The organism is Alistipes sp. An31A, from assembly GCF_002159425.1.
Taxonomy (GTDB): domain Bacteria; phylum Bacteroidota; class Bacteroidia; order Bacteroidales; family Rikenellaceae; genus Alistipes; species Alistipes excrementigallinarum.
This window is the reverse complement of record NZ_NFIO01000001.1, coordinates 302,524-329,219: the sequence shown is the minus strand read 5'-3', so window position 1 is coordinate 329,219 and position 26,696 is coordinate 302,524. Positions and strand designations below refer to the sequence as shown.

The 26,696-nt window shown below is 47.8% G+C and carries 24 protein-coding genes; 23 read left to right on the top strand and 1 reads right to left on the bottom strand.

Annotation, left to right across the window (positions count from 1 at the left end; all coding sequences use genetic code 11):
• The first annotated feature begins 34 nt into the window (after positions 1 to 34).
• Positions 35 to 904 (top strand): fimbrillin family protein, encoded by an 870-nt coding sequence (locus B5F90_RS01475; RefSeq protein ID WP_087360367.1) that lies wholly within the window; start codon positions 35 to 37, stop codon positions 902 to 904.
• Positions 905 to 1,027: 123 nt separating this feature from the next.
• Positions 1,028 to 2,902, top strand: coding sequence for a fimbrillin family protein (locus B5F90_RS01470; protein ID WP_087360364.1), 1,875 nt, complete (start codon positions 1,028 to 1,030; stop codon positions 2,900 to 2,902).
• A gap of 361 nt (positions 2,903 to 3,263) precedes the next feature.
• On the opposite strand, the gene B5F90_RS01465 is transcribed toward B5F90_RS01470, so the two are convergent.
• Entirely contained in the window at positions 3,264 to 4,031 is a 768-nt protein-coding gene (locus tag B5F90_RS01465; protein ID WP_143256075.1) for a hypothetical protein, read from the bottom strand.
• 1,131 nt (positions 4,032 to 5,162) lie between these two features.
• Here B5F90_RS01465 and B5F90_RS01460 point away from each other — a divergent pair.
• From B5F90_RS01460 to B5F90_RS01365, 21 genes are all read left to right on the top strand, one after another.
• On the top strand, positions 5,163 to 6,311 hold the full coding sequence (locus B5F90_RS01460; RefSeq protein ID WP_087360358.1) for a transcriptional regulator: 1,149 nt from the start codon (positions 5,163 to 5,165) through the stop codon (positions 6,309 to 6,311).
• 99 nt (positions 6,312 to 6,410) lie between these two features.
• Complete coding sequence (locus B5F90_RS01455; protein WP_087360355.1) at positions 6,411 to 7,565, top strand: MraY family glycosyltransferase; 1,155 nt, start codon at positions 6,411 to 6,413, stop codon at positions 7,563 to 7,565.
• A gap of 52 nt (positions 7,566 to 7,617) precedes the next feature.
• Positions 7,618 to 8,523, top strand: a complete 906-nt coding sequence (rfbA, locus tag B5F90_RS01450) for a glucose-1-phosphate thymidylyltransferase RfbA (protein ID WP_087360351.1) — start codon at positions 7,618 to 7,620, stop codon at positions 8,521 to 8,523.
• A 27-nt stretch (positions 8,524 to 8,550) separates the two neighbouring features.
• The gene (rfbC, locus tag B5F90_RS01445; RefSeq protein ID WP_087360348.1) at positions 8,551 to 9,120 is read left to right on the top strand and encodes a dTDP-4-dehydrorhamnose 3,5-epimerase; all 570 of its coding nucleotides are present in this window, start codon (positions 8,551 to 8,553) and stop codon (positions 9,118 to 9,120) included.
• A gap of 3 nt (positions 9,121 to 9,123) precedes the next feature.
• Entirely contained in the window at positions 9,124 to 10,032 is a 909-nt protein-coding gene (rfbD, locus tag B5F90_RS01440) for a dTDP-4-dehydrorhamnose reductase (RefSeq protein ID WP_087360345.1), read from the top strand.
• A gap of 2 nt (positions 10,033 to 10,034) precedes the next feature.
• Positions 10,035 to 11,180, top strand: a complete 1,146-nt coding sequence (locus tag B5F90_RS01435) for a dTDP-glucose 4,6-dehydratase (protein ID WP_087360342.1) — start codon at positions 10,035 to 10,037, stop codon at positions 11,178 to 11,180.
• 43 nt (positions 11,181 to 11,223) lie between these two features.
• Positions 11,224 to 12,756, top strand: coding sequence for a sugar transporter (locus B5F90_RS01430; RefSeq protein ID WP_239307716.1), 1,533 nt, complete (start codon positions 11,224 to 11,226; stop codon positions 12,754 to 12,756).
• Between the two features lies 1 nt (position 12,757).
• Positions 12,758 to 13,618 (top strand): polysaccharide pyruvyl transferase family protein, encoded by an 861-nt coding sequence (locus B5F90_RS01425; RefSeq protein ID WP_087360339.1) that lies wholly within the window; start codon positions 12,758 to 12,760, stop codon positions 13,616 to 13,618.
• A 1-nt stretch (position 13,619) separates the two neighbouring features.
• Complete coding sequence (locus B5F90_RS01420; protein WP_087360336.1) at positions 13,620 to 14,891, top strand: glycosyltransferase family 4 protein; 1,272 nt, start codon at positions 13,620 to 13,622, stop codon at positions 14,889 to 14,891.
• Positions 14,872 to 15,987, top strand: a complete 1,116-nt coding sequence (locus B5F90_RS01415) for a glycosyltransferase family 1 protein (protein ID WP_087360333.1) — start codon at positions 14,872 to 14,874, stop codon at positions 15,985 to 15,987. Before B5F90_RS01420 ends, B5F90_RS01415 begins: the two co-directional genes overlap by 20 nt.
• Positions 15,984 to 16,580, top strand: a complete 597-nt coding sequence (locus B5F90_RS11260) for an acyltransferase (RefSeq protein WP_143256074.1) — start codon at positions 15,984 to 15,986, stop codon at positions 16,578 to 16,580. The genes B5F90_RS01415 and B5F90_RS11260 overlap by 4 nt, the downstream gene beginning before the upstream one ends.
• Complete coding sequence (locus B5F90_RS01405; protein ID WP_087360328.1) at positions 16,577 to 17,557, top strand: glycosyltransferase; 981 nt, start codon at positions 16,577 to 16,579, stop codon at positions 17,555 to 17,557. Before B5F90_RS11260 ends, B5F90_RS01405 begins: the two co-directional genes overlap by 4 nt.
• A gap of 21 nt (positions 17,558 to 17,578) precedes the next feature.
• Entirely contained in the window at positions 17,579 to 18,697 is a 1,119-nt protein-coding gene (locus B5F90_RS01400; RefSeq protein ID WP_087360650.1) for a glycosyltransferase family 4 protein, read from the top strand.
• Between the two features lie 129 nt (positions 18,698 to 18,826).
• The gene (locus tag B5F90_RS01395) at positions 18,827 to 20,035 is read left to right on the top strand and encodes an O-antigen ligase family protein (protein WP_343213188.1); all 1,209 of its coding nucleotides are present in this window, start codon (positions 18,827 to 18,829) and stop codon (positions 20,033 to 20,035) included.
• Between the two features lie 5 nt (positions 20,036 to 20,040).
• On the top strand, positions 20,041 to 21,366 hold the full coding sequence (locus B5F90_RS01390) for an MBOAT family O-acyltransferase (RefSeq protein ID WP_087360323.1): 1,326 nt from the start codon (positions 20,041 to 20,043) through the stop codon (positions 21,364 to 21,366).
• A gap of 3 nt (positions 21,367 to 21,369) precedes the next feature.
• Positions 21,370 to 22,290, top strand: a complete 921-nt coding sequence (locus B5F90_RS01385; protein WP_239307715.1) for an SGNH/GDSL hydrolase family protein — start codon at positions 21,370 to 21,372, stop codon at positions 22,288 to 22,290.
• On the top strand, positions 22,256 to 23,182 hold the full coding sequence (locus tag B5F90_RS01380) for a glycosyltransferase family 2 protein (protein WP_087360320.1): 927 nt from the start codon (positions 22,256 to 22,258) through the stop codon (positions 23,180 to 23,182). The genes B5F90_RS01385 and B5F90_RS01380 overlap by 35 nt, the downstream gene beginning before the upstream one ends.
• 477 nt (positions 23,183 to 23,659) lie before the next feature.
• Positions 23,660 to 24,811, top strand: a complete 1,152-nt coding sequence (locus B5F90_RS01375) for a glycosyltransferase family 4 protein (RefSeq protein ID WP_087360317.1) — start codon at positions 23,660 to 23,662, stop codon at positions 24,809 to 24,811.
• Positions 24,812 to 24,818: 7 nt separating this feature from the next.
• Complete coding sequence (locus B5F90_RS11230; RefSeq protein WP_262481247.1) at positions 24,819 to 25,238, top strand: acyltransferase family protein; 420 nt, start codon at positions 24,819 to 24,821, stop codon at positions 25,236 to 25,238.
• Positions 25,201 to 25,899, top strand: a complete 699-nt coding sequence (locus B5F90_RS11225) for an acyltransferase family protein (protein WP_262481246.1) — start codon at positions 25,201 to 25,203, stop codon at positions 25,897 to 25,899. The genes B5F90_RS11230 and B5F90_RS11225 overlap by 38 nt, the downstream gene beginning before the upstream one ends.
• Positions 25,900 to 25,937: 38 nt before the next feature.
• Positions 25,938 to 26,684: a WecB/TagA/CpsF family glycosyltransferase gene (locus tag B5F90_RS01365; RefSeq protein ID WP_087360314.1), complete on the top strand. Its 747-nt coding sequence runs from the start codon at positions 25,938 to 25,940 to the stop codon at positions 26,682 to 26,684.
• Positions 26,685 to 26,696 lie beyond the last annotated feature (12 nt).

Sequence of the window (26,696 nt, the reverse complement as noted above, 5' to 3'; positions counted from 1 at the left end):
AAACAATGTAACAACAAGAAAAAAACCATACACCATGAAGACCCGATTTTTTGCTTTCGCAGCGCTGGCAGTGACACTGGCCGCCTGCAACAAGGACAACAACGAGACGCTGAACACGAACGACCCCGTAGCTGCCCGGTTCACCGCCGAAATCGCCCCCGCTACCCGCGTCAATTCGGAAGGAACCGACTGGACCGACGGCGACCGCATCGGCGTCACCGGCGCAGGCTTCACCAACGTGCCCTACAAGAGAGAGAACGGTAAGTTCGTGACCGACGGTACAACCATCTATTTCGATGACACCGAAACGAAGACCTTCAATGCCTACTATCCGTATCAGGCTGAGGGCGGAACGGTGACCGTCAGCACCGCAGCCGACAAGCAGGGCACGGGCATCGACTTCCTCTTTGCCTCGGGAGCCACGGGCGATACCCACAACCCGACGGTGAGCTTCACCGGCGACCATGCGTTCCACCACTGCATGAGTCTCATCAAGTTCACCTTCAAGGCAGGCGATGGTCTCATTTTCAACGAAACGGAACCTGCCGGCTACACGTTGGAGGGACTGAAGCACGAAGGCACATTCGACACGGCTACCGGCACGACTGCCGTAACCGCAGCCTCCGAATCGCCGATTACCATGCAGCTTAACGGCGCCACCGCCTCGCAAGTCATCATTCTCCCGCAGGAAGTGACCTCCTCTCTTAACCTTAAAGTGTCTTACAACGGACAGAGCTACATCGCCCAACTGAAACTGCCTGCTACACCCACAGCCAATTTCTACACAGCAGGCTATGCCTACACCTACAACATAACGCTCAGCAACAAGGGCATCACGGTGGAAGAACCGGAGATTACCCCGTGGGAATCCGGAGATTCGAACGATGCAAGTGCCACGCTGTAAGTTTCACATACAGCTGCCCCGGCGCAAGCGTCAAGCCGGAGCTGCCCATAGACACTATGGTGCGACGGCCGCCTTCGCAGGCGGCGGCAGCACAAAACGAAAACAAATAAAAGACAACCCGATATGAAGAAAAGAGATTCCATCCATCTGCTTCTTGCCGCAGCCGCGCTGCTCCTTGCCACGGCTGCCTGCACGAAGGACGAACTGGCGGACGGCGACCGTCTGCCCGAAGGACAATACCCCCTTGAGATAGCCCGCATCACCCTTGGCGTGGAGGGCGGCGAGGCGCAGCCCTGGGGCGCACCGCAGACGCGCGTCAGCGAGATTGCGGACGGCACGGGCAGCGTGTTCGACGCGGGCGACCGGTTCGCCGTGCAAATAGACGGCAAGAAAGAGGTCGGCACCTACACCGTGCAGGACGACGGCTCCGCCGAAGCCGAAAACCCCCTGTACTGGAGCGACCGCAACGACCACACCGTCAACGCCTGGTACCCCGACACGAACGGCACCCTCGACCTCAGCGACCAAAGCCAAAGTCTTGCCTATCTACTGGGCGGTACGGGCACGGGCGACTACGAGAGTCCTGTCGAGCTGACCTTCACCCACCAGTTGGCGAAGGTGCGCATCACACCCACCGACGATGCACTCGGCGAGGTAACCTCCCTCCAGCTCTATACCTATACACAGTGTACCTACGAAAAAGGCAAAGTCGTGCAGGGCACGGACGAGGGCTGGATAAAGATGAAGAAGTGCGAATACACCGATAACGGCGCAACCATCACCTGCTGGGAGGCGAACGTGGTGCCCGGCTATGCCATTTCAAAGCTGCGGGCAAACGGCACCGAGGAACGCGACCTCTCCTCCGCCTTCACCCCCGAGGCGGGCAAGGTCTACAACATCACGCTGGAAAAGGACAAGGGCTACACCATAGACGAGAACGGCACCTACATCGTATACAGCGAAGAGGGATTGAGGGCATGGGCAGGTTCATTATGGAGCAACCCATCGCTGAGCATCATTCTTACGGCCGACATCAAGCTGACACCGCCGGCCGACGGCGGAAGCAACTGGAATCCGATAAATACCTATCAAGGGACCTTCGACGGCGGCGGACATACCATCTCGGGGCTGGTCATTAAGGGAAACTCCACGAGATTGGGCTTTTTCCAATTTCTTAAATCTGCTACGGTGAAGAACTTGACGCTGGAGAACGTACAAATAACAAACGATTTCAGCTGGGATGGTATGAGCTATGTCGGCGGCGTGGCGGGAGAAAACGAAGGCAGCGTCATTGAAAACTGCTTCGTATCGGGCAGCGTCATCGGCAACGCCATCGGGAAATGGAGTAAAAGCTGCGTAGGTGGTGTGGCGGGCCGAATAAGTAACGCCGGAACAGTGTACTTCGACGCGATCGGATGCGGCACCTCGGCTACCGTGAAGGGGCATAACCGGGTCGGCGGCGTGGCCGGTGAAGTGATTCTTGACAACGTAGCCAGCTGCTATGCCACGGGCAGCGTGACCCTTGAAAGTAAGGTCACAGACGATACCTATATCGGCGGCGTGGTGGGATACTGCTACGATTCATTCATCTCTGGCTGCTATGCCACGGGCAGCGTGACCGGTTCCGGAAGCGGTACCATCTATGTAGGCGGCGTACTGGGAACCAGCCTTTGTGCCACCTTGAATGCCTGCTACCATGCCCAAGGAAAGGTCAGCGGCCCGAACGGAACCACTGGCGGCGTACTGGGACAAAACATCCTGGACAGCTATTTTGGCGGCGGCGTACTGAATGTCTGCTACTGGGAAAACAACGGTCAGGAAAAAGGCATCGGCACGAATGAGGGAGGTACCGTCCTCGAAGCCACCAAGGTGGACGGCACGACCGTCACCTGGCAAACGGCCATTGAGGCAATGAACGCTAAATTAGACTGGCTGAGGACAGGCTGGCATTACGAGCTCAAAGACGGCAACAGACTGCCTACCTTGAAGAAACTGTAAACCGTCGGGCGGACTCCCGCCCGCAACCGAAACCCCGACACGGGGAGGCATTACGCCGCAAAATCGGCCCGGCAGGGGACCCGCCCCTCGCAAATGGCCGAACAAATTGACAGAGGATGGATTGACAAAGCCCGCTCAGGCCTTGTCAACAGCTCTTCGACAGACGGTCGCACCGGGCGTGCGACCGTCTTTTTCATGCCCGCCCCTTGCACCCCGACGCACAAGGGGGATGCGCACAGAGGCAGCCGCTCCGCGGTCATCTGCGGCCCCGCCGCAGCGGAGGGAGCGCCGCCCCGGCTCGCGCGCCACATCGGATATTCATGCACAGGAGCGTTGCGGAGGTTCGGCGGGCGGCCGCGGACTACCGGAATGCGAAGCCCCGGGCCTCGAGCCGGCGGCGGATGGCTCCGCCCTGCGCACGACGGATAAAGTCGGGGAGCTGCTGCTTGAGCAGCGCCAGCAGCGCGTCGGCACGCTTCTGAAGGTCGGGCTCCTCGCGGCCGACCCGCTCAAGGGCCTTGACCAGAGGCTTGGCCGCCACGGGGTCCAAATCCTGAAGCGCGTGGCAGAGCGACCGCACGACGCGGTCGAGGCTCTGCAGCCCCGCCAAATCGCGGTTGTCCGAGGTGTAGTCCCCCACCAGATGGACGTTGTAGGCCACGCTGGCGAAGAAGCGGGCCGAGGCGGCATCCCGCCCGCCGTGGGCGAAGCCGAAGAGCTCCTCCGTCCGGCGGTTGAGCAGCGCGTTGCGCCGCTTCTGTTCGGCCACCATATCCGAGCGGAAGAGCCGCAGGGTGCTGTCCCGGTCGAGGTCGTACTCCCGGCAGTAGCGGACCACGCGCGCCTCGAGCTCCGGGCTCCACGGCTCGGCGTCGTAGCCCCAGTGGAAGAGCAGCCGGTGCTTGCAGGCAAAACCCTCGTGGCGGGCCTTCAGCTCGCTGTAGAAGGGCTCGCACTTGTCAATCATGTCGGAGCTGATGAACTTCATCCACGCCCGCAGACGGGGCTCTTCGCGCAGCCCCATCACCTCCGTCATATCCGCAACGTGCTCCTGCCACGAACCGTGCGCCCGGACCGCGAAGCTCACCATCAGCGCCGCCAACAGCGCCATCCATCTGCCGAATTTCATATTCCGTCGATTCTCTGTTTTGGGCCGATTCTCAGTTTTTCTCTGTTTTCGGTCGATTTTCCGTTTTCGGTCGATTCTCCGTTTTCGGTCGATTCTCCGTTTTGCCGGAAGGGGCCCGCACCCGGGCGTGCCGCTGCACGGACGAGGTCCGAAGCTCCGCGGGGGACTCCCCCGCCCCGCCGCATGCCGGCGCAAAAGGCCCGTGCCCTGCGGAACTCTCCTGCCGCATGCCGGCGCAAAAGGCCCGTGCCCCGCGGAACTTCCTCGCCCCGACGCATGCTGGCGCAAAAGGCCCATGCTCCACGGAACGCCCCCTCCGCCTGCCGGCGCAAAAGGCCCATGCCCCGCGGAACTCCCCGCCACATGCCGGCGCAAAAGGCCCTTGCTCCGCGGAACGCCCCACCGCCGCATGCCGGCAGAGCGACATTCGGCAAAGAGGCAAACGATTCCGGCCCTTGCACAGCCCTCACGACAAAAATAACGATTTATCGGGTCAAAAAGGGGCGGCGGCGGATTTTTTCACCTCGCCGCCCGAAACCGGGGCAGCGCCGCTCCCCGAAGCCCCGTCCGAAGGCTTGCGCCGGAGGCACACGCCGAAGCCCCATCCGAAAGCACGCACCGAAACCCCATCCGAAGACTCGCGCCGGGGGCACGCGCCGAAGTCCCGGCGCCGGTGCGGAATCCGCCCGCCGCCCCAACCGCTCAACCGCCCCGGAAGAGTTGTCAAAAAAGGGCCATCCAGCCAACCGACGCCATCGGCAAAAAACGGCGCGGTTTTCATCGCCAAAAGGCATCAACATCCGGATTATTAACCAAATATGCCTGCAAAAAAACCGTATAAATCATCAGAAAATTTTCAATCCGTTTGCGTTTGGTTTCCATTTTATGTACCTTTGCCGACGTGGTGTGTAATTCACGAAAAATGAGATGACGGGTTTTCATTGCCGGAGGTCGCAGACTCGGCTGAAAACAGGTGAAGAGAAATTTTCACAAACGCACTCGTTAATAAACGCAACACTTTGTATGTCAACGCGTTACGCAAACGCATCGACAAGGCCGGGGTATGCCCTTCGGTGAAGCGCCCGGCCCCGGAATCGAACGAATTGAACAAATTGCACGAAACAAACGACAATGGCGAAGTCGAACGGAAGCGGCTGGGACTGGTCGGAATCGCTTGCTGAGCGGATGCGCATGCAAAAAAACGGCAATGCCGTACGCTGGTATGTGCTGACGCTGCCCGTATCGCGGCGGGGCCACTACCAGGGGGAGCCGGCACGCGGCCTGAAGGCCGAGCTCGACCGCCGCACCCGCACGGGAGAGCCCACGTTCGAATACTTCGCACCCTCGTACATCGAGGCGCGCAAGCGCCGCGGCGAACTGGTCGACACGCGCCGCCCGCTGCTCTACAACTACGTCTTCGTGCACGCCTCGGAGGCTGAAATCTACCGGATGAAGCGCTTCCAACCCCAATACAACTTTCTGCCCCGGATTCGGACCGCACGCGAAGAGTACTACCCCTACCTCACGGACCGGGCGATGGAGAACCTGCGGTGGGTCGCCGCCTCCTACTCCGACGTGCTGCCGCTCTACACGCCCGAACCGGGCCAGCTGATGAAGGGCGACCGCGTGCGCATCACCGAGGGGCAGTTCAAGGGGGTCGAGGCGACGGTCATCTCCCAGCCCGGAGCCGGACGCAAGGAGGTGATGGTCTGCGTCGAGGGGTGCATGTACGTCCCGCTGCTCGCGGTCGAGCCCGGGCAGTATGAGGTCATCGCCCTGAATGCCGACAACCGCCACATATATACGCGTCTGGGCAGCAGCCGCCTGCCCGACCTGCTCCACGAGGCGATGGGCCGCTTCCACACGCCCGAAGGGGTGACGGAAGAGGACCGCCGCACGGCCCGCGAGGTGTTGCGCCAGTACGGGAGCCTGCAGCTTGAGAGCGACGTGATGCGCTGCAAGCTCTACGCGATGCAGCTCCCCGCCCATGCGATACTCGGCGACCGGACGGCCTTCGAGCAGCTGCTCGGCACGATGCGGAGCATCCTCCCGCTGCTGCGGGCCGAACAGGCGCGGGCGCAGCTGCTCGTCTCGCTCTACGGCTGCACGAACAGCTGCATCTACCGCGAGGAGGCCCACCGCGCCGTCGACCCGTGGCGCGAAGAGAACCCCGTCAAGAAGAATAAACTGCAACTCATCCGCCGTCTGGACGACTACGACCGCTGGCTGGGGCACTGCCCCAATGCCGCCGGCCCCGAGCGGACGGCCGTCGTTGGATAATCACATCCGTTCAATCTCACCCTGCCGGGAGGTGCCGATGGCCCAGATGCTACTCGCTGCACGACACGTCCATGCATCCCGGCTCAAATACACATATTTATGCCATTCATTCTCTCTTTCCTGATTGCCCTGCTGAGCGTCTGGTGGATTCATCCGCTGCTGGTCAAGATTGCCCTCGACAAGAACATCGTCGACAACCCCAACGCGCGCAAGCTGCAGCGCAAGCCGGTCCCCGTGCTGGGAGGCATCGCCGTCTTCTTCGGCTCGGTCATCGGTCTGGGCTGCGCCGGATTCTGGTACGACTGCTCCGAGTTGTTCATCGTCGTGGTGGCGATGATGATTATGCTCTACACCGGAACGCTCGACGATATCCTCGACCTCTCGCCCGCATTGCGGTTTCTGATTGAGATTTTCACGGTGCTGCTGCTGGTCTACATCGGAGGATACAGCCTCAACGACTTCCACGGACTGTGGGGCATTCACCAGATTCCGCAGTATGTGGCCGTGCCGCTGACGGTCGTGGCGGCCGTGGGCATCATCAACGCAATCAATCTGATGGACGGAGTGGACGGACTCTCGTCGGGCTACTGCATCCTGACAAGCATCTTCTTCGGTGTGATGTTCTGGGCTGTAGGCGACTGGTCCCTGTCCATACTGGCGCTGGTGGCAGCCGGGTCGCTCATACCCTTCTTCCTGCACAACCTGTTCGGCAAAACGTCGAAGATGTTCATCGGCGACGGCGGCACGCTGGTCATGGGCATCGTGATTTCGGTCTTCGTCATGCGGACGCTGACGCACGGCACCTGCTGCGAAATCTACGATGCAAAGCATGTCGGGCTGATTCCCTTCATGCTGGCAGTGCTCTCGGTTCCGGTCTTCGACACGCTCCGCGTGATGACGACGCGCATTCTGAAGCGCAAGTCGCCGTTCCATCCCGACAAGACGCACCTGCACCACATGTTCATCCGTCTGGGCTGCTCGCACGCCGCCACGACGCTGGCCATTCTGCTGCTCAACCTGTTCGTCGCCCTGTGCGGCTGGCTCAGCAACCTGGCAGGATGCTCTATTGACGTACAGTTGTACATTGTGGTCATTACCTCGCTGCTGATTACCGTGGGGCTCTATAACTTCATGGAGTACCAGATTCGTCACAAGACGCATCTTTTGCTGATTCTCCACCGATTCGGCTACCGCACGCACCTCAACCGCACGGGCATCTTCTTCTGGCTCCAGAAGAAGATGGACAGGATGTAATCCTGTATCAATTGAAAGGGTAAAAGTAAAATCGATTCAAAATCATAAAATCATGAAAGGTATTGTACTGGCAGGTGGATCCGGCACCCGGCTCTACCCGATTACGAAAGGGGTCAGCAAACAGATGCTCCCCATTTTCGACAAACCGATGATTTATTATCCCATCTCGGTGCTGATGCTGGCCGGGATTCGGGAGATTCTCATTATCTCGACGCCGGCCGACCTGCCCGGGTTCAAGCGGCTGCTGGGTGACGGGTCAGACTTTGGCGTCCGGTTCGAATATGCCGAGCAGCCCTCACCCGACGGGCTGGCTCAGGCCTTCCTGATTGGTGAGCAGTTTATCGGCGACGATTCGGTATGCCTCGTCCTCGGAGACAACATCTTCAACGGCAACGGCTTCTCGGTTATGCTGCACGAAGCCGTGCGGTCGGCCGAGAAGGACCACAAGGCGACGGTCTTCGGTTATTGGGTCAGCGACCCCGAGCGCTACGGTGTAGCGGAGTTCGACAACGAGGGCAATTGTCTTTCAATCGAGGAGAAACCCGCTAAGCCCAAGTCCAATTATGCGGTCGTGGGGCTTTACTTCTATCCCAACAAGGTGGTGGATGTGGCCAAGAGTATCAAACCTTCGGCTCGCGGTGAACTGGAAATTACCTCGGTGAACCAGCGGTTCCTGGATGATGGAGAGCTGAAGGTCCAGACCCTCGGGCGGGGTTTTGCCTGGCTTGATACCGGAACGCACGATTCGCTGGCCGAAGCCTCGACCTATGTTGAAGTGATTGAAAAACGGCAGGGTCTGAAAATTGCCTGCCTCGAAGGTATCGCCTTCCGAAAAGGGTGGATAACGGCAGACAAAATGCGCGAGTTGGCGCAGCCGATGCTGAAAAACCAGTACGGGCAGTATCTGCTGAAAGTGATTGACGAGGTTGCCCAAACCGGTAAGAGTAATCTGGATTAATAATATATCTGTTCCAAACTTATAGAAATGGAAGTAATCAAGACAAATATCGAAGGTGTGGTGATTATAGAGCCCCGCATCTTCCGGGATGACCGCGGTTATTTCTTCGAATCCTTCTCGCAGCGCGATTTTCAGGAGAAAGTCTGCAATACGGTTTTCGTACAGGACAACGAAAGCAAGTCGAGTTACGGCGTACTTCGCGGTCTGCACTTTCAGAAGACGCCTTATGCGCAGTCGAAACTCGTCCGTGTAATCAAGGGGGCCGTATTAGATGTCGCCGTGGATATCCGCAAGGGCTCGCCGACCTTCGGACAGCACGTTGCCGTGGAATTGACCGAAGACAACCATCGCCAGTTCTTCATTCCCCGTGGGTTTGCCCATGGATTCAGTGTGCTGACCGACGAGGTTATCTTCCAGTACAAGTGTGACAACTTCTATGCACCGCAGTCGGAAGGTGCGCTGGCCTGGGACGATCCCGATCTGGGAATCGACTGGCGGATTCCGACCGACAAGGTCCTTCTTTCGGAAAAGGATCGCCATCACAGCCGTCTGCGCGATGCGGAGTGGCTTTTTGATTACAACGAAAAACTCTATTAGGCGATGAAGATTCTTGTAACGGGAGCCAACGGTCAGTTGGGACGCGAGATGCGTATTGTCAGTCGGGATACGGACCACGAATTTGTCTTCACGGATGTCGTCGAGGCGGAGGGCGTACAGACGACCCGGCTCGATATCACCGATCTGGAGGCAGTTCGTCGCATCGTTCGGGAGGAGCGAATCGACTGTATTGTCAACTGTGCAGCCTATACGAATGTCGACAAGGCGGAGAGCGACGAGGCTTTCTGCCGGGTGTTGAATGCCGAAGCGCCTCGCAATCTGGCTCAGGCCATGAAGGAGGTGAACGGTCTGTTAATTCATATCTCGACGGACTATGTTTTTGGCGGGGATCCCTACAATACGCCTTGCCGGGAGGACCAGAAGGGTACTCCGACCGGAGTCTACGGACAGACCAAGCTTGAAGGAGAGCAGTATATTCTCGGCATGGGTTGCAAGTATGTCATTCTTCGTACCGCCTGGCTCTATTCCGAATTTGGCCGAAACTTTGTCAAGACGATGCTCAACCTCACGTCGACCAAACCGCAGTTGAAGGTCGTATTCGATCAGGCCGGCACCCCGACCTATGCCTACGATCTGGCGTTGGCCATCCGAACGATCCTTGCCGATTATGCGGCCAGTGATACAACGCAGGGATATGCCAAGGGCGGTATCTACCACTATTCGGACGAAGGGGTCTGCTCGTGGTTCGACTTTACAAAGATGATTGCCGCACTGGACGGAAACACAACGTGCGATATCCAGCCCTGCCACAGTGACGAGTTTCCCAGCCCTGTCAAACGTCCGGCCTATTCCGTGCTGGACAAAACCAAGATCAAGGAGACATTCGGCCTTCGGATTCCGTATTGGGTCGATTCGCTGAAGATTTGTATGGACAATCTTAAAAACATGTAGTCATGAACAATTTCAAACGCAATATCATCATTACCGGTGGAGCCGGTTTTATCGGTTCGCATGTCGTACGGCTTTTCGTTACGAAATACCCCAACTATCATATTATCAACCTCGACAAGCTGACCTATGCCGGGAATCTGGCCAATCTGAAGGATATCGAGCAGGCACCGAATTATACCTTCGTCAAAGCGGATATTTGTGATTTCGATACTGTTCTTTTACTGATGCAGCAGTATGAGGTGGATGGCATTATCCATCTGGCGGCCGAAAGCCACGTGGACCGTTCCATCAAGGATCCCTTCACCTTTGCACGGACCAATGTCATGGGAACCCTTTCGATGCTCGAGGCAGCTCATCGCTATTGGAGTTCGCGCCCCGAGGGCTTTGAAGGCAAACTTTTCTACCATATCTCGACTGACGAGGTGTATGGGGCACTGAAAATGACGCATCCCGAGGGTATCAAGCCTCCTTTTACGACTACGGCCTCCTCGACGGAGCACCATCTGGCTTACGGCGAGGAGTTCTTCTACGAAACGACAAAGTATAATCCGCACAGCCCCTATTCTGCCTCCAAGGCTTCGAGTGACCACTTCGTGCGGGCTTATCACGATACTTATGGCATGCCGACTCTGGTGACCAACTGCTCGAATAATTATGGCCCCTATCAGTTCCCCGAGAAGTTGATTCCGTTGTTCATCAATAATATCCGCCACCGCAAACCGCTGCCTGTATACGGCAAGGGAGAGAATGTCCGTGACTGGCTGTATGTCGAGGATCATGCTCGTGCAATTGATTTAATCTTCCATCGCGGCAAGGTGGCCGATACCTACAACATCGGAGGATTCAACGAGTGGAAAAACATCGATTTGATAAAGGTCGTCATCAAGACGGTCGACCGTCTCTTGGGCCGTAAGGAGGGTGAGGATATGGAACTGATTACCTACGTAACGGACCGCCCGGGTCATGATATGCGTTATGCTATCGATTCGTCGAAACTGCAGCGCGAGCTGGGCTGGGAACCCTCGCTGCAGTTCGAGGAGGGCATCGAGAAGACCGTGCGCTGGTATCTGGACAACCAAGCGTGGATGGACAACATCACCTCGGGGGAATACGAGAAGTATTACGACGAGATGTATCGAAATAGATAATAACCAGTTATTATATGTGCTGTAACCTTATTGAAGGGTGATTATGGAGAGAGAGTCTAGGGTAAAAAAGAGCCTGCTGAATGCCCGTGTCAATCTGATTTTCTATTTTCTGACGCTGGCATTAAGCTTTTTTTCTCGGAAAATTTTTCTGGACACTCTTGGTGCCGACTTCGTGGGCTTGACGGGAACACTGCAGAATCTCCTCGGTTTCTTGAATCTGGCAGAGTTGGGGATTGGTAGTGCAATCGGTTATGTTCTTTATAAACCGTTGTTCGACCACGATGAATCGAAAATCAACGAGATTATATCCGTTTTCGGATATCTCTACCGCTGGATTGGATTCATCATTCTGGGTGCAGGATTGGTCCTTGCCTGCTTCCTCCCTCTGATTTTCCCGGATACGAAATTTGAGATGGGCATTATCTTCTTCGCCTACTTCTCATTCCTTATTTCGTCATTGATTGGCTATTTTGCCAACTACAAGCAGACTCTGTTGGGTGCCGACCAAAAGAATTATGTGGTTACAGCCTATTTTCAAACAGCAACGATTATTAAGACCCTAATCCAGATGGCTAGTGCCTATTATACGGGCAGCTACTATCTGTGGGTCGTTATCGAATTGGTCTTTGGCATAATCTATTCCATCATTCTTAACTGGAAAATCAATCAGGTCTATCCTTGGTTAAAGAGTGAAGTCCGTTTGGGTAAACAACTCTTCAAAAAGTATCCCGAGGTGATGAAATATTCAAAGCAGATTTTTATTCACCAAATTGCGTCTTTCTTCCAGTTTCAGACTACCCCTTTATTTGTTTATGCATTTGCTTCTTTAAAGTTGGTAACATATTATGGTAATTATACGCTCATTGTTGATAAATTGTGTCAATTAATGAATACGGTTCTAGGAAGTACTGCTGCTGGGGTTGGGAATTTGATTGCTGAAGGGAATATGGCAAAAATCGAGTCTGTTTTTTGGGAAATAACTGGCATTAGAAGCTGGATTGCAGGCATTTTTGCTTTTGTATTATATAATACATTGAATGGATTAATTATATGGTGGTTGGGGGAGCATTATCTCCTTTCAGATTCTATACTGTTATTATTGACTTTAAAAATTTATATTCAAATAGCTACTGGTAGTATCGGCCAATTTGTATCAGGATTTGGCTTATTTGCAGATGTGTGGTCTTCTTTCCTCCAAGTTATATTATTTGTTATAATAGCTATTGTTGGTGGATATTGGTGGGGGTTGCATGGTATAATTATAGCGGCGATTGCTAGCATCTTTTTTGTAGTGGGAATTTGGAAACCTTACTATCTATATACATATGGCTTTAAACAGTCTGTATGGAGGTACTGGTATGTATGGTCTCAATATGTTATATTAACAGTTGTATCTGTCTTTTTATCTTATTCTATTTTATCTCAAATGGATGTGTTTTTTAATACAAAGAATATAGTCCATTGGATGATGTATTCGACCTGCGTGTTAGTTTTGTATTCTTTGATAAGTTTTATTGTGTATTATATATTTATTAAAAGATTTCGATGCATCTTGCATCGTTTTATAAAAAAATAACATGCGCTACTCTTTGAACGAGTTTCTCTATTATTTTGGATGTCGTCTACCATTAATTATTAAAGGACGATATATTACCCACAATCTAATTAGGGTTCATTGGGGAAGAGGACTAAATAATTTTGGAGATTGTTTACAGCCAGATATCTTAAAACATTATGGGTTAACACCAGTGTATGTTTCTCAGAAAGATGCTGATATAATATTAGCAGGAAGTATTTTGCAATGGGTCCCAACAGATTTTACAGGCTATATAATTGGTACTGGAGGAGATAATTTTAAATATAATTTTCCGAAAGCAAAAATCTTAGCAGTAAGAGGCAGGTTAACATTATCTAATATTTCTGGGTGCGTAGAAAATATAAAACTGGGAGATCCCGGATTACTGATGCCTTATGTCTTTCCTGAAAAAAAAGAGGTAAAATATAAACTTGGAGTGATTCCCCATTTTGTCGACAAAGACAGTGACATAATATTAAATTGGAGGAAACGATTTGGTTCAGATGTTTTGTTTATAGATGTTTTAAGATCTCCTAAACAGGTTATAGCAGAGATAAAGCAGTGTGCCTCAATTGTTTCATCATCTCTTCATGGACTAATAATTGCTGATGCTTTCCATATTCCCAACATGAGGTTTGTAAATAGACAGACAATGCCGACCTCATTTTATGATTATAAATTTGATGATTATTATTCTTCGTTAAATTGTAAAAGTCTTTTCATAGAAGCCAACGGCCAAGAGACTGTTGTGGATTTAATTAAATCAGCAACATTGAAACCCATAGATCATATTAGATCGATTCAAGCGGATTTAGATCATATTATGATTGAGGTTGCAAATAAATTTAGAATGAAGAAATAATATGTTTATACTACAAGTTGCTAGTGGTGATTTCTTCTCTACATACGGAGGCGGTCAGGTCTATGTGAAGAATATTGTGGACGAAATGATTCGTCAAGGGTATTCTTTGACCGTCATCTCGTTTGTTAATCAAAATTCGGGCATAGAAAAGAAGCAATACAAATCAATCGACCTCTATGAAGTTGGGAATTGCGGGATTGACAAATTGCAGAATCTAGTAAAACAGCTCCATCCCGACGTCATTCATGCACATAGCCACAAGGCCCATGTGGTGACGATTGGGAATAATTTGCATATCCCGGTTATTGTTACGGCTCATCATGGAGGAATCTTGTGTCCGGCCGGTACGTTGCTCAATAGTAAGGATGAGATTTGTCATACCGCAGTTTCGCATGAGCACTGTTTATCCTGCTGTCTTCGAGGTATCCGAAGTGGCCGGTATTGGTATCCAATGATGCGTTTGATTCCCCGGAATCTTTACAGGAAACTGGGAGTTGGATTGTCAAGATTGCCGTTTATTCCATTTGTCTCGCCGATTGGAGGTGCCGCTTGGTCAATTTTACGCAAACAGCAAGAATGGGAGACAATCGCTGAGGGGTGTTCAAGGATGATTGCTCCGTGCAATGCTATAGCTGAGGCAATGCTGCGCAATGGTTTGGATTCACATAAAATAACCCTATTGCCTCATGGTATTCCTCTTCCCACATCAGTTCCAGATTTTCCACCGATAATAGACGGACGGATAAAGTTTTTCTATGTAGGCCGGATTTGTTATGTAAAAGGTTTGCATATTTTGTTGCAGGCTTTTTCGCATTTGAGGAATTCCAACATTGAACTGCATTTGATCGGAGGGAGTGGCAATAAGACAGAAAAGCGTTACGAAACGGCGCTGAAAAAGAGGTTTGCCTCGGATCAACGTATTGTCTGGCACGGGAAAGTTGCTCCTGATAAAGTCTTTGATGTGATTGGCTCGTTTCATGTGGCGGTTTCGGTACCGATTTACATGGAAATCTTCGGATTGAATATCGCAGAAGCTTTGGCAATGGGTAAGCCGGTTTTGGCAACCCGCTGCGGTGGAGCTGAGATGCAGATTAAGAATGGCGTGAATGGTTGGTTGGTAGAACCTAATGATGTCGGAGCTTTAGCCAAGAAGTTAGATGATATTGCGTCTAACTTCATGAATTATGAACCAATGCTCTCAGCACAGAGAGTTATATCCATTAGTCAACACTGTAACGCGTTAATGCAGATTTATGAAGAAGTTGCTCATTGATATAAACACCATTATCCCATATTATACAAAACATTATGCAACCGGGATTGGCAGGTCTACATTAGAGTTATTGAAGGCATTATCAAAAATAGAAGCTATTCCATTTAAGATTATCCTTTTCTCTCAAAACATGAGGGGAATAAAAGCGAAAAAGGATTTCTCTTTTTCATGTCTTCACTTTTATATGCCCAATCGCCCTTTCTTCAAAAAGTTATCTAGTATATTACGCTTAAAGAGGGTATTTTGCAATTATGATCTCCTCCATATGCCGAATAATACAGATGTCGTCGAAAACGAGAAGAAAGTTATATACACAATACATGATTTGGCAGTATGCCGTTATCCCCAAATGTGGGGCGTAGAAAATAATCCTCGTTTTTTTCAACAATTAAGAGCCTCTTTACAAAATTGTAAAGCAATTATAACGTGCTCTGAGTGTTCAAAACGAGATATAATAGCCTTTGCTCATGTGCCCCAGGAAAAAGTTATATCAATACCGTGGGGCATTAACCGTACTGTTTTCCGTCCAGCTTCCACGCCGAATTTCGTCAAGCAATTAGGTCTGCCATCATTATATTATTTTTCTGCATCGTGCAACCATCCTCGTAAGAATCTTCCAATTTTGCTCCTTGCGTTCAGAGAATATCTAGAAAAAGGCGGATTAGGTGTGTTAGTATTATTAAATCCTATCGAAACTGACCTCATTCGTGCAGCAGATTTAATCGAAACCAAAAAAATAATTATCTGTCGCAACATCTCTGATAAAGACCTGGCTGAATTGTATACATTTGCTCATTGTTCAATACTTGTTTCAGAATATGAGGGTTTTGGCTTCCCGATTTTAGAATCACTGGCATGCCACACAATGGTTCTTTCCTCACAAAATAGCAGTTTAAAAGAGGTGGGAGGAGCTGTCTGCGATTATATAAAACAAATTACCCCCACCGCTATTTGCGACAAGCTACTATACTATGACAAAATGGATAAAAAAGAGATACTTAATATAGACGAACTTGAATCTCATTTGAAACAATTTACATGGGACAAATGTGCGTCAGAATATGTCAAGTTCTATCAAAAACAGTTAAATATATGATTTTTATCTGCCGGCTCTTTTTCTTTCTTCTTAAGAAATACGAAAAACTAAAAGCAAAAATGTTTTCTGTTTGGTGCCAACACCAGATGAGGTCTCATGGGGAACATATCCAAATTCACCCGTCATCTTCCGTATTGTCTCTTGAGAGAATCTCAATAGGAAACAATTTTAATACGGGCCCTATGCTAAGATTACGAGCCTACACAGATTTCGGAAACCACAAATATGATGCAACCATCACGATTGGCAATAATTTTTATGCTGGAGATAACTGCGCCATAATGGCTGTCGGCCATATTATTATTGGTAATAATGTTACATTGGCATCAAGAGTAACAGTTATCGATCATTCGCATGGGATTGGAGATTATTCTGATATGAAAGAACCAGTCATGGAGCGAAACCTGGGAGTAAAGGGTCCAATAATTATTGAAGATAATGTGTGGCTTTGTGAGGGCGTTGTAATCCTTTCAAATGTAAAAATTGGAGAAAATGCCATCATTGGTGCAAATTCAGTGGTTACACATGACATTCCCGCAAACAGTATAGCCGTTGGTATTCCTGCTAAAGTAATAAGAACAATTGAATTATGACATTTTCTATAGTCATACCGTCTTATAATGGCGCTGATTTTATCGAACAAGCCTTGCAATCAGCATTGGCCCAAACTCGCCCGGCAGACGAGATTATTGTTTCTGATGATAATTCCACTGATGCGACTTTAGAAATTTGTCGAAAATATGCAAATCGAATCAAAATCTATTCAAATCCGCAGGGCCCTTCTGGATTTGTAAATGGATGGAATCATGCTATAGCGAAAGCGACAAGTGAATATATAACTATACTCCATCAGGATGATATACTTGCGCCAACATTCTTATCAGAAATAGAAAGGGCTCTACGCATTTATCCTGATGTAAAACATTTATTCGTTCCTTGTAATAATATTGATGGAGCAAATCATATTTTACAAGAACCGATTTACTGCACTGGAGAAATAAGACGATACACAGGAAAAGAATATGTGAGAGCTTACCAGACAATAGGGAACCCTCATATACATCGTTGCCCAGGCGTAGTAACTCATCGTTCTATTTTTAATCTTTGTCAATATCGAGAAGAAGCTGGTCACATTGCAGATGATGACTTTTTCTATAGAGTTGGACAATATACAGATGTTGTTGGTGTTATGAAAGTTCTTGCGTCATATCGACTTCACAATAAATCAGAAACAGGACATTTGGGGAATAATAAATTAATTCAACGTTTGGCGACAGATTATCTATTTCAGTTGAACCATTTTAGCGAGAATATCATTTTCGATGAATCTGCCAAATCATATTTTATAAGATTTGCAAAGCATTTCATATTTAATGAATTAATTATAGGAGCCCAAATTAATAGTCGCCAATTGATAGATAAAGGGCAAAAGGATTTATGCATTTTAACCAAAGATTTATCTATTAATTTGTCTTTTCGAGAAAAAGCTTTTCTCCTATTGAAACAGCTATTAGGGCTCAAAACGGTTTCAAAATTATTTGGCTTTATCAGAGGGTGTAAAGTACAGTAACCGCATTTTGCAATGACTTTATTGACTATATTAATATGCATTCCTTGCCTGATGACAGGCGGAACCGAGGTCCAAACATTGAATCTAGTACGGGCCTTGGTAGCTGGAGGTCATCGGGTTGTGACCATATGTTATTTTGAACATTACGACGATATGGTTTCCCGATTTCAGAAGGCGGGGAGTGAGGTTGTATGTTTGAGCCCGGATGGCGTACGAATTGGAGGCTGGAGAGGTATTCTATTCCTGTATAAAGGGTTACGTTCTGTTCTAAAACAATATAAACCCGATGTCGCCCATGTTCAATATATGGCTCCGGGAGCGATTCCTATTTTGCTGTTGCGTCTGTTGGGGATGCGACAGATCCTAACAACAGCTCATACGGCAGCGGATATTTACCCCAACCTGAAACTGGTTCATCTTATTCAACGGCATTGTGTACGGGCGTTCACTTGTATTACGGAATTGGCCGAACGTTCGTTCTTTGGTAGTTCTCAACTTTATGATGAGCACTATCCTTTAAAAAAACGCAACCATTTCACCATCTACAATGCACTCCCCGCAAGCCTTCCTGTAATTCAGGAACCTCGTACGGCCAATCAGCCAATTACCATCGGTGTCGTCAGTCGATTGGAGTCAATCAAGGGAATGGATTTGGTTGTGCCGGCTTTTGCAAAAGTAAGATCCGCTCATCCGGAAGTAAGATTGCTGATTGTCGGAGATGGTACACTGCGCGGACAGATGGAACAACAGGCTCAAGCTGCCGATATTTCCAGTGCGGTAGAATTTGTCGGACGCCAACCGCAGGAGGCGTTGACGCACTATTATGACCGGATTGATATCTTGCTAATGCCATCGCGCAGTGAAGGTTTCGGGCTGACAGCCATTGAAGGAATGGCCCGGGGATGTGTTGTCGTAGCCTCACGAATTGGAGGTCTTCCTGAGGTTGTTCGTGAGGGTGAGGTCGGTTTATTGCATGAATCGGAGAATATTGAGGATTTAGCGTCGAAACTTATCTATCTTTGCGAATCGCCGAAGCTGTGGCAACAATATTCCACCCAGGCTATTACTTATGTGAAACAATTCGGTTTTGAACGGTTCAGCATATTGTTCAACGATTTATATCGGCGAATCGCGGAATAGAGCGACCAACTCATTGTCGAGAATATGTACGTTCTGAATTATCTATATTTTTTGATCATCACAATTGTTGGTTATCGGTGGCTGACCTCCTCGGGGTCGATGAGCTATCCAATGGATAAACACCGACGAATGTGGCTGGATGGTCCCGAACGGTTCTGGATATTAACATTCTCGACGGGTCTGCTGGCATTTTCGGCTCCTGGAGGATTGGACTTGATGGCAGTCCGGTTATTTGTATTGGAACTTTTTTGCCTGCTGGGGTTATTATTTATCTGCAAACGCAGAGTTCAATGGACTGCGGCAACTGCCGTTTACGTGATTTACCTTCTCTGGTTGGTCATAGGTTTGACCTATAGCCCAGCTCCTGGATACGGGTTCCGTGTAATTCTGAAATACATCTACCCGTTGCTGATTATGTTGTTTGCATCTGCAGCAGTGCGGGATACTGAAGTTTTTCTCAAAGCAGGACTAGGAGCACGGACGGTAGCCTTAATATCAATTGCGTTTGCCTTTATTCCATTTATAGGAAAACTTGTCCCTGGAGTATTTTGGTATGGAACTGCAGAAGCAATTAATTATATCTCTATGTGTATGCTTTCTTTGGCATTGATTTCTTATACCAAAGGGACTCATCATAAAAAGAGAAATATTTATTATACGATTCTCTTCATTCTTCCCTGTCTTTTATGGGTGTTTCGAACCAGTATAATGGGAACAACATTGGCTTTTATGGTATTTTTTATTTTTAAATATAGATTCAAGTCGTTACCGATAATTTTCGGATTCCTCTTATTGTTTATAGTAGCCGTTTTTGCAATCCCCTCTGTAAGAGAAAAAATGTTTTTTGATGAAAGTAGTGTTAGTGCTATACAATTGCAAAGTGGAGACTTTTCGACAGATAATATTGATTCTAATGGGCGTTTTGCCATGTGGGAATGGTCGTTGGATCAGTTTTATCATGGTAGAGAGCTAATAGGAACGGGAACGGGAAATCTGCAAGAAACATTTTATGCCCTTCGACATCCGTTCGGAACAATTCGAATCGTCCACAGCGACTATGTTCAGATGCTATGTGATAATGGTTTGATTGGACTAATCCTATTTGGGTGTAGTTTTCTGTTTTTGATTTTCCATTGTTTTGTCGTTTATCAGAATCATAAATATCACGAAGGTATTAGAATGTGCGCAATCGTTGCTGGGTCTTCAATAGCTGGCGTCTTATTGACGATGATGACCGATAATGTAATCAACTATTCCATGGCTACTATATCTTATCCATGTGGCTTTTATGGAATGATGTTAGGAATGATGGCAAAGTACAAAACAAATAATAGGTAGTTGTCATGTTTTTTAACTCACCTGAATATATCTTTTTTTTAAGCCTCGTCTTTGTTCTTGTATTGTTGACGAATCGAACCAAGACGTTGCAAATCAGAAATTTTATACTGCTTATTGCGTCGTATGTCTTTTATGCACAACTGCATATATGGTTTGTTCTTTTGCTTGTCTATACGACATTGGTAAATTATGGGTGTGGTCGATGGATTTCATATGCCCAGCAAAAGCATAAAAATGCAAAGCTTCCAGTAACAGTCGGTATTGTGTTGTCTTTGGCCATTCTGGTTGTTTTCAAATATGCCTATATTATTGACACTTCCATTATATTACCTGTTGGCTTGTCCTTCTTTACGTTCCAGGCGTTGTCATATACCATTGATATTTATAGAGGGAAAATTGTAGAGGAAAAGAATCTGTTGAATGTAGCCTTGTTCATCGCCTTTTTCCCGACCCTATTGTCTGGCCCTATTGAACGGGCCCGGAACTTAATACCCCAATTAAAACAACCGACCGCTATCACTTCAGAAATTGTTTTCTCGGGTATTGGCTTGTTTATCTGGGGGCTATTCAAGAAAGTTGTTATTGCCGACAGATTGGCCGAATATGTAAACGCGGTATATGCAGCTCCTACAGGACAGACTGGAAGTACGTTGGCTTTAGCGGCCTTGTTCTACAGCTTCCAGATATATTGTGATTTCAGCGGGTATGCCGATATGGCAATTGGTAGTGGCAAGATTCTGGGATTCGATATTATGAAGAATTTCAATTTCCCCTATTTTGCCAACACAATTAAAGAATTCTGGCGCAGGTGGCATATCTCATTGACCTCCTGGTTTACCGAATATGTCTATTTTTCAATGGGTGGCAATCGGGTGAAACAAGCTCGATGGATTCTGAATATATCAACGGTCTTTCTGTTGAGCGGCATATGGCATGGGGCAACCTGGGGATTTGTATTGTGGGGATTGATACACGCCGTGCTTTACTTGATCGAGCACTTCTGCAAGATAAAGCATCCTAATTTGCTCAATCAGGTGTTGGTCTTTATTTTGGTGACATTTGCCTGGATCTTTTTCCGGATTGAAGACAGTGCAACGGCGTGGAATGTTATATGTACGATTTGTACGGATATTATCTCGCCAATCAACTGGGGGAGTTCAACGTTTAGTACATTATTGACAGTTGTATTGTTGGTACTTTTTATTGTTCGAGAGTATTTGATGTATAAGCAGAAGCTTCCTCAAAAGTACAGTCTGGAGTATATGCTGCTGATATTTGGAATCTGTTTATTTGGGGTATCCAGCGACCAATTCGTCTATTTCCAATTCTGACACATGAGAACGATTGTCAAGATAGTGCTGCTGTTCTTCTTGTTTATTGGTATTGACAGAGGACTCGGGCTTATAATTAACCAAGGATTATATTGTTATTTTGGATTGAACCAACATTCGGAAGTGCTGTTTCTGGGACATTCTCATCTGATGCTGGCTGTTGATAAATCCAAGTTTGAGCGCGAAACCGGAGTAAAGGTTTCGAAGTATTGCCGGGAAGGAGTCAATGTAGCTGATCGCTATGTCATGTTGAAGCATTTTCTGTCGCTGCCCTATAGTGATTCCCTGAAATATGTGATTTATGGAGTCGATCAGTTCATGTTTACGGGAAAGGGTTTGAGTCAGAATTCCTATAAGTTGTTTTATCCTTTTATGGATAATAAAGCTATTGACTCCTATATCAGAGAATCGACCTCTGCTTATGATTACTGGCTGCATAAACTCTTTTGTTCGACTCGGTACTCGGATGCTCTCTTGAATAGTTCCATTCGGGGATGGAGACAAGATTGGAGCAATTATAAAATAGGCAAACTCGATGTAGAAAATTTGCGTCAACAAATAAAGGATGGGAAACAGCGACATATCGCTTTCGAACCTGACTTGATGACGGACTTTGAGAATACATTGACGTTGTTGAGACAAAAAGGAATCATTACGATATTGGTGAATACCCCGATTGCGCAAATTTTGAACGAATATGAGCCCGAGAAGTATCAAAAGTTCATCTCTTATCTCCAAAGCAAGGTTGATTCAACCTACGTCTACTATTGGGATTTGAATCCGGAATTCTCAGAGAAATATGATTTGCTTTTTGATCCTATCCATTTGAATGCTGAAGGGCAGCAAGTCATCAATTCCGTGTTGGCAAAGAAATTTCAATCATTTAACCATGCCCAAGATATCCGTTGTAATTCCTCTTTATAACAAAGAGAAGAGCATTGCATCTACACTACAGACCGTTTTAAATCAAACATTCACCGATTATGAGATTGTAATCGTTAATGATGGTTCTACGGATAACAGCATAGCCGAGGTTGAAAAAATCCAGGATAATCGTATTCGGTTAATTCATCAACAGAATGCCGGTGTTTCTGCCGCTCGGAATCGAGGAATTGAAGAAGCAAAGGGAGAGTTGATTGCATTCCTGGATGCAGATGACGAATGGAAGCCCGAGTATTTGGCTACACAATATCAACTTTCCCTGAAATATCCAGAATGTAGCGTTTTTGCCTGCAATTATGAATTTCATGACGCTGAAGGAAACGTAACGCCGACGATTATTCACAAGTTGCCATTTGTAGGAGAGACTGGAATCATGACCAATTATTTTGAAGTTGCCAGTTGTTCCAATCCTCCAATTTGCTCCATATCTATCATGGTGCGAAAACAGGTAATTCAGGCAATCGGAGGTTTCCCGGTTGGTGTCACATCCGGTGAAGATTTGCTTACATGGGCAAGACTTTCTATTAAAGGTCAGATTGCTTTCTGTAATAAGCCATTAGCCATTTATAATTTAGGCGAAGGATATGATTATACCCATTTGCCCCCACGGCGACAAGATAGAAATGATCCAGTCGGGAAATCATTATTGCAGCTATACAAATCTCATCCGTCTGTAATTGGATTGAGGCATTACATATCTCATTGGCACAGAATGAGGGCATCTGTTGCAATTCGATTTGGGGAACGCAGGGAGACCATTCGAGAAGTAATGATTGGATTGTATTATAATCCACTTAATATTAGATTAATGATGTTTTTCTTATTGGCACTCTGCCCTTCTAAGATAAGGCATATTATAATCTCAAGGTATTAATAATGATACGTTATCTATTTCTTTCCGACTTTAGCATTTGGTTGTTGGGGGATAAGCAATTACTTATATATGATTTTGACTGTTAAAGTTTATAAATTATTCGGAGTTAAGTTTGATTGATTTTCCGCGTGTATTGATATTTCAACTCATATTGATTCTTCAAGAACTTATTGATTATTGAGTTTCCTCTGTGAAACTTATTGTACTGATGCATGATTGGCTTTTTTGACTTGTGCAAAGGCTCAGAATGTTCTGGAAGTATTGGATGAACAAGATTTATCTAAAGCTCATGCATTTGTCTCAATAGCAAATTATATGTTTATTGGTACTAAGCAATCATCTTTACAATCGGTAAATATTGTATAATTGGAGAGGAGATCATTATCATAGGGAATATTCCTGATTATTCGATAATAATTGGGAATCCATCTCAAAAGATTGATGATACCAGAGATATAAAGCAAAGTGATTTTATCCATGAAGATTTTACTGGTTCATAACGATTACGGAAAATACTCGGGAGAGGAGTCCGTTGTCGATCAGATGGCAGCCATGTGGGCCGAGCACGGCCATCAGGTTGTGCAGTTGAGAATGTCGACAGCTGATAGTCGGGATTCGCTGATGGGAAAGATGCATGGATTCGTGGCTGGGTTATACAGCCCGAAAGGGGTTCGGGAGATGCGCCGGATTTTGAAGGAGGAGCGCCCGGATGTCGTCAATGTGCACAATCTCTATCCGTTTATCTCTCCGGCTGCTCTGTTTGAGTGCAAAAAAGCGGGTGTCCCGGTTGTGATGACCGTCCATAACTTCCGTTTGATCTGCCCCACGGGCTTGTTCATGCGGGATGGAAAACCTTGCGAATTGTGCCTGGAGCGAGGCAACGAATGGGGCTGTGTACGTTATAATTGCGAGCACTCCCTGTTGAAATCGGTTGGATATGCGGCGCGCAATGCGGTGGCTCGATATTCGGGAGCCTATCGCAAATGCGTTAATCGGTTTGCTTGTATTACCGGTTTTCAGCGGCAGAAGTTGATACAAGACGGATTTGATGCCGGAAAGATTGTTGTTATACCGAACAGTGTTCCTTGTTCTCCCTCTTTTCAAGCTACGTTAGGTAATTATATTGCTTATGTCGGCCGATTGAGTTATGAGAAAGGGTACGATTTGCTGATTGAAGTGGCTCGCCGTCATCCAGATATTCAATTCCGATTCGCTGGAGCCAAGCGAATGCCAGGAGAGGTAAAAATGCCGAAGAATGTCCGTTTTATGGGGTATCTGAAGGGTAAAGAGTTATCGGATTTTATTCAAGACGCTCGTTTTTTGGTGATTCCTAGCCGTTGCTATGAGGGATTCCCTATGGCTATTCTTGAGGCTGCTCAATTCGGGAAACCAGCAGTAGGGCCCAATCATGGCGGCTTTACAGAGATTATTGGCGAAGGAGATGCGGCAATCGGTCGTCTATTCGCTCCGGGAGATGTTGACGCTCTAGAGCAACAAATTGTTTCCCTATGGAATAATCCATGTGAGATTACTCGTCTGGGTGAGAAGGCGCATGACAAGCTCTTGAGGGAATATTCCACAGAGGTGATTTATCAAGAGTGGAATGATTTAATTAAAAGTATATTGTAGTAAATTAATGATGGCAGAAACTAAACAGTTCAAGAAAAATTCCCCCCTCCGAATTGCCGGACTGGATGTAATTCGTGTAGTTGCTATTTTCTCGGTAATCGCTGGGCATTTTTTTGTATTGAATACACCTTTCCGAGATACAGCGTTCGATGTTCATGGAATGTTTCTACAGGGAATGTCTTATTTATTATTTATCTCTACTGGAGTTCCTTTATTCATTATGATGACTGGTTTCTTGAATGCTCACAAGGTAGAGTGTAATTGGAAGTATTATCGCGGGGGTATAAGGGTAATTATTACTTATTTGTTTTTTTCTGTAGTTACTATCTTATTCCGAAAATTCTGGCTGGAGGAGGATTTATCTTGGATTAAAGTGGGGATTGAAAATATTGGATTTTTCAGCCATCCCTTATGGTTGGTATATTGAAATGTGGATAGGGCTGTACTTGTTAACTCCTTTCCTGAATTTGATGTATAGGGCGATTCCGACAAAGCGGCAAAAACAGACTTTGTTAGTGACTTTGTTTGTATTGACGGCTTTGCCCGATTTGCTCAATCGTTACGGATTCCATCTCGTCCCCGGATTCTGGCAAGAAGTATACCCATTGACCTTTTTCTTTATTGGATCATATATCCGTGAATATGAGCCAGGATTGACTGGCAAGAAGGTATGGGGGGCAATTGCAGTCATTATTCTTGTATGTGCCATCAACCCGATTTTCAATATGCTCTTTGTTAAGAACCATACAATGATTCAAATTGTTGGAGGTTCTAATGGCGTATTCGGAACTATTATAGCAGTTTTGATGTTTCTTCTCTTGTACAAAGTGGATATTAAGAACCATGTGACGACCGCCGTTTTGAAGCGCGTCTCGTTGCTATCGCTTGATATGTATTTATGTTGTTATATTTTTGACAGGATATTCTATCCTTATTTCCTGGATCGTTACTTTGTCAATCAATCCCAATTTGGAAAATACTTTTTTATAATTGTACCCTTGGTCTTCTTCTCATCGCTCATTGTGGCCCAACTTAAGGAGTGGCTGTTTGCATTGGGAGGCAGACTTCTGGGGTTGAAAAAAGCGTGACCCAAACAAAATGTCCTTAAAGACCATCTTTCCACGCTATGGAATACTACTTCAACATACGTTACGAGTTTGACAAGAAGGCCGTACACGAAAGCATTGCGCGTCAGTTGCAGAAAAACGAAGCCGGCTACATCTGTGTGGCCGACGGCGTGATTCTCAATACTGCAAACCGGGACCCCGAATATCTCAAGGTTGTCAACGGCGGCATGTTCTCCATCTGCGACAGCAGCTACGTTCCGCTCTACATCCGATGGCTCTACGGAAAGCGTTTCGAGCAGTACTGCGGCTGTCAGATTTTCATGGACATCATCCGCAGCCGCAAGTATCGGATGCTCTTCATGGGTACCTCGCAGGCGATTCTCGACGGTCTGAAGGCCAATCTAATGAAGGAAAATCCCGATGTGGCGCAGATGCAGTTCATCGAACTGCCGTTCCGCAAGGTTGAGGAGTTCGACTACCCGGAGATTGCCCGCATGGTGGAGGCCGACGGTGCCGACATCATCTGGGTGGCCCTCGGAGCCCCCAAGCAGGAGTTCTTCATGAGCCGGCTGAAGCCCTATCTGCATCGCGGCGTCATGATTGCCGTCGGAGCCGCCTTCAAGTTCTTCAGCGGAACCGACGTCTCGCGGGCGCCCCAGTGGATGATTCGCTGCCATCTGGAGTTCGTCCACCGAATCTTCAAGGAGCCCCGCAAACAGCTCTCGCGCTGCGCCGGGATTCTCGGCTCCCTGCCGCGGCTGCTCTGGCAGGAGCGCCGACGCAAGCATCAGCAAAAGAAACAATAAACATACAATCAG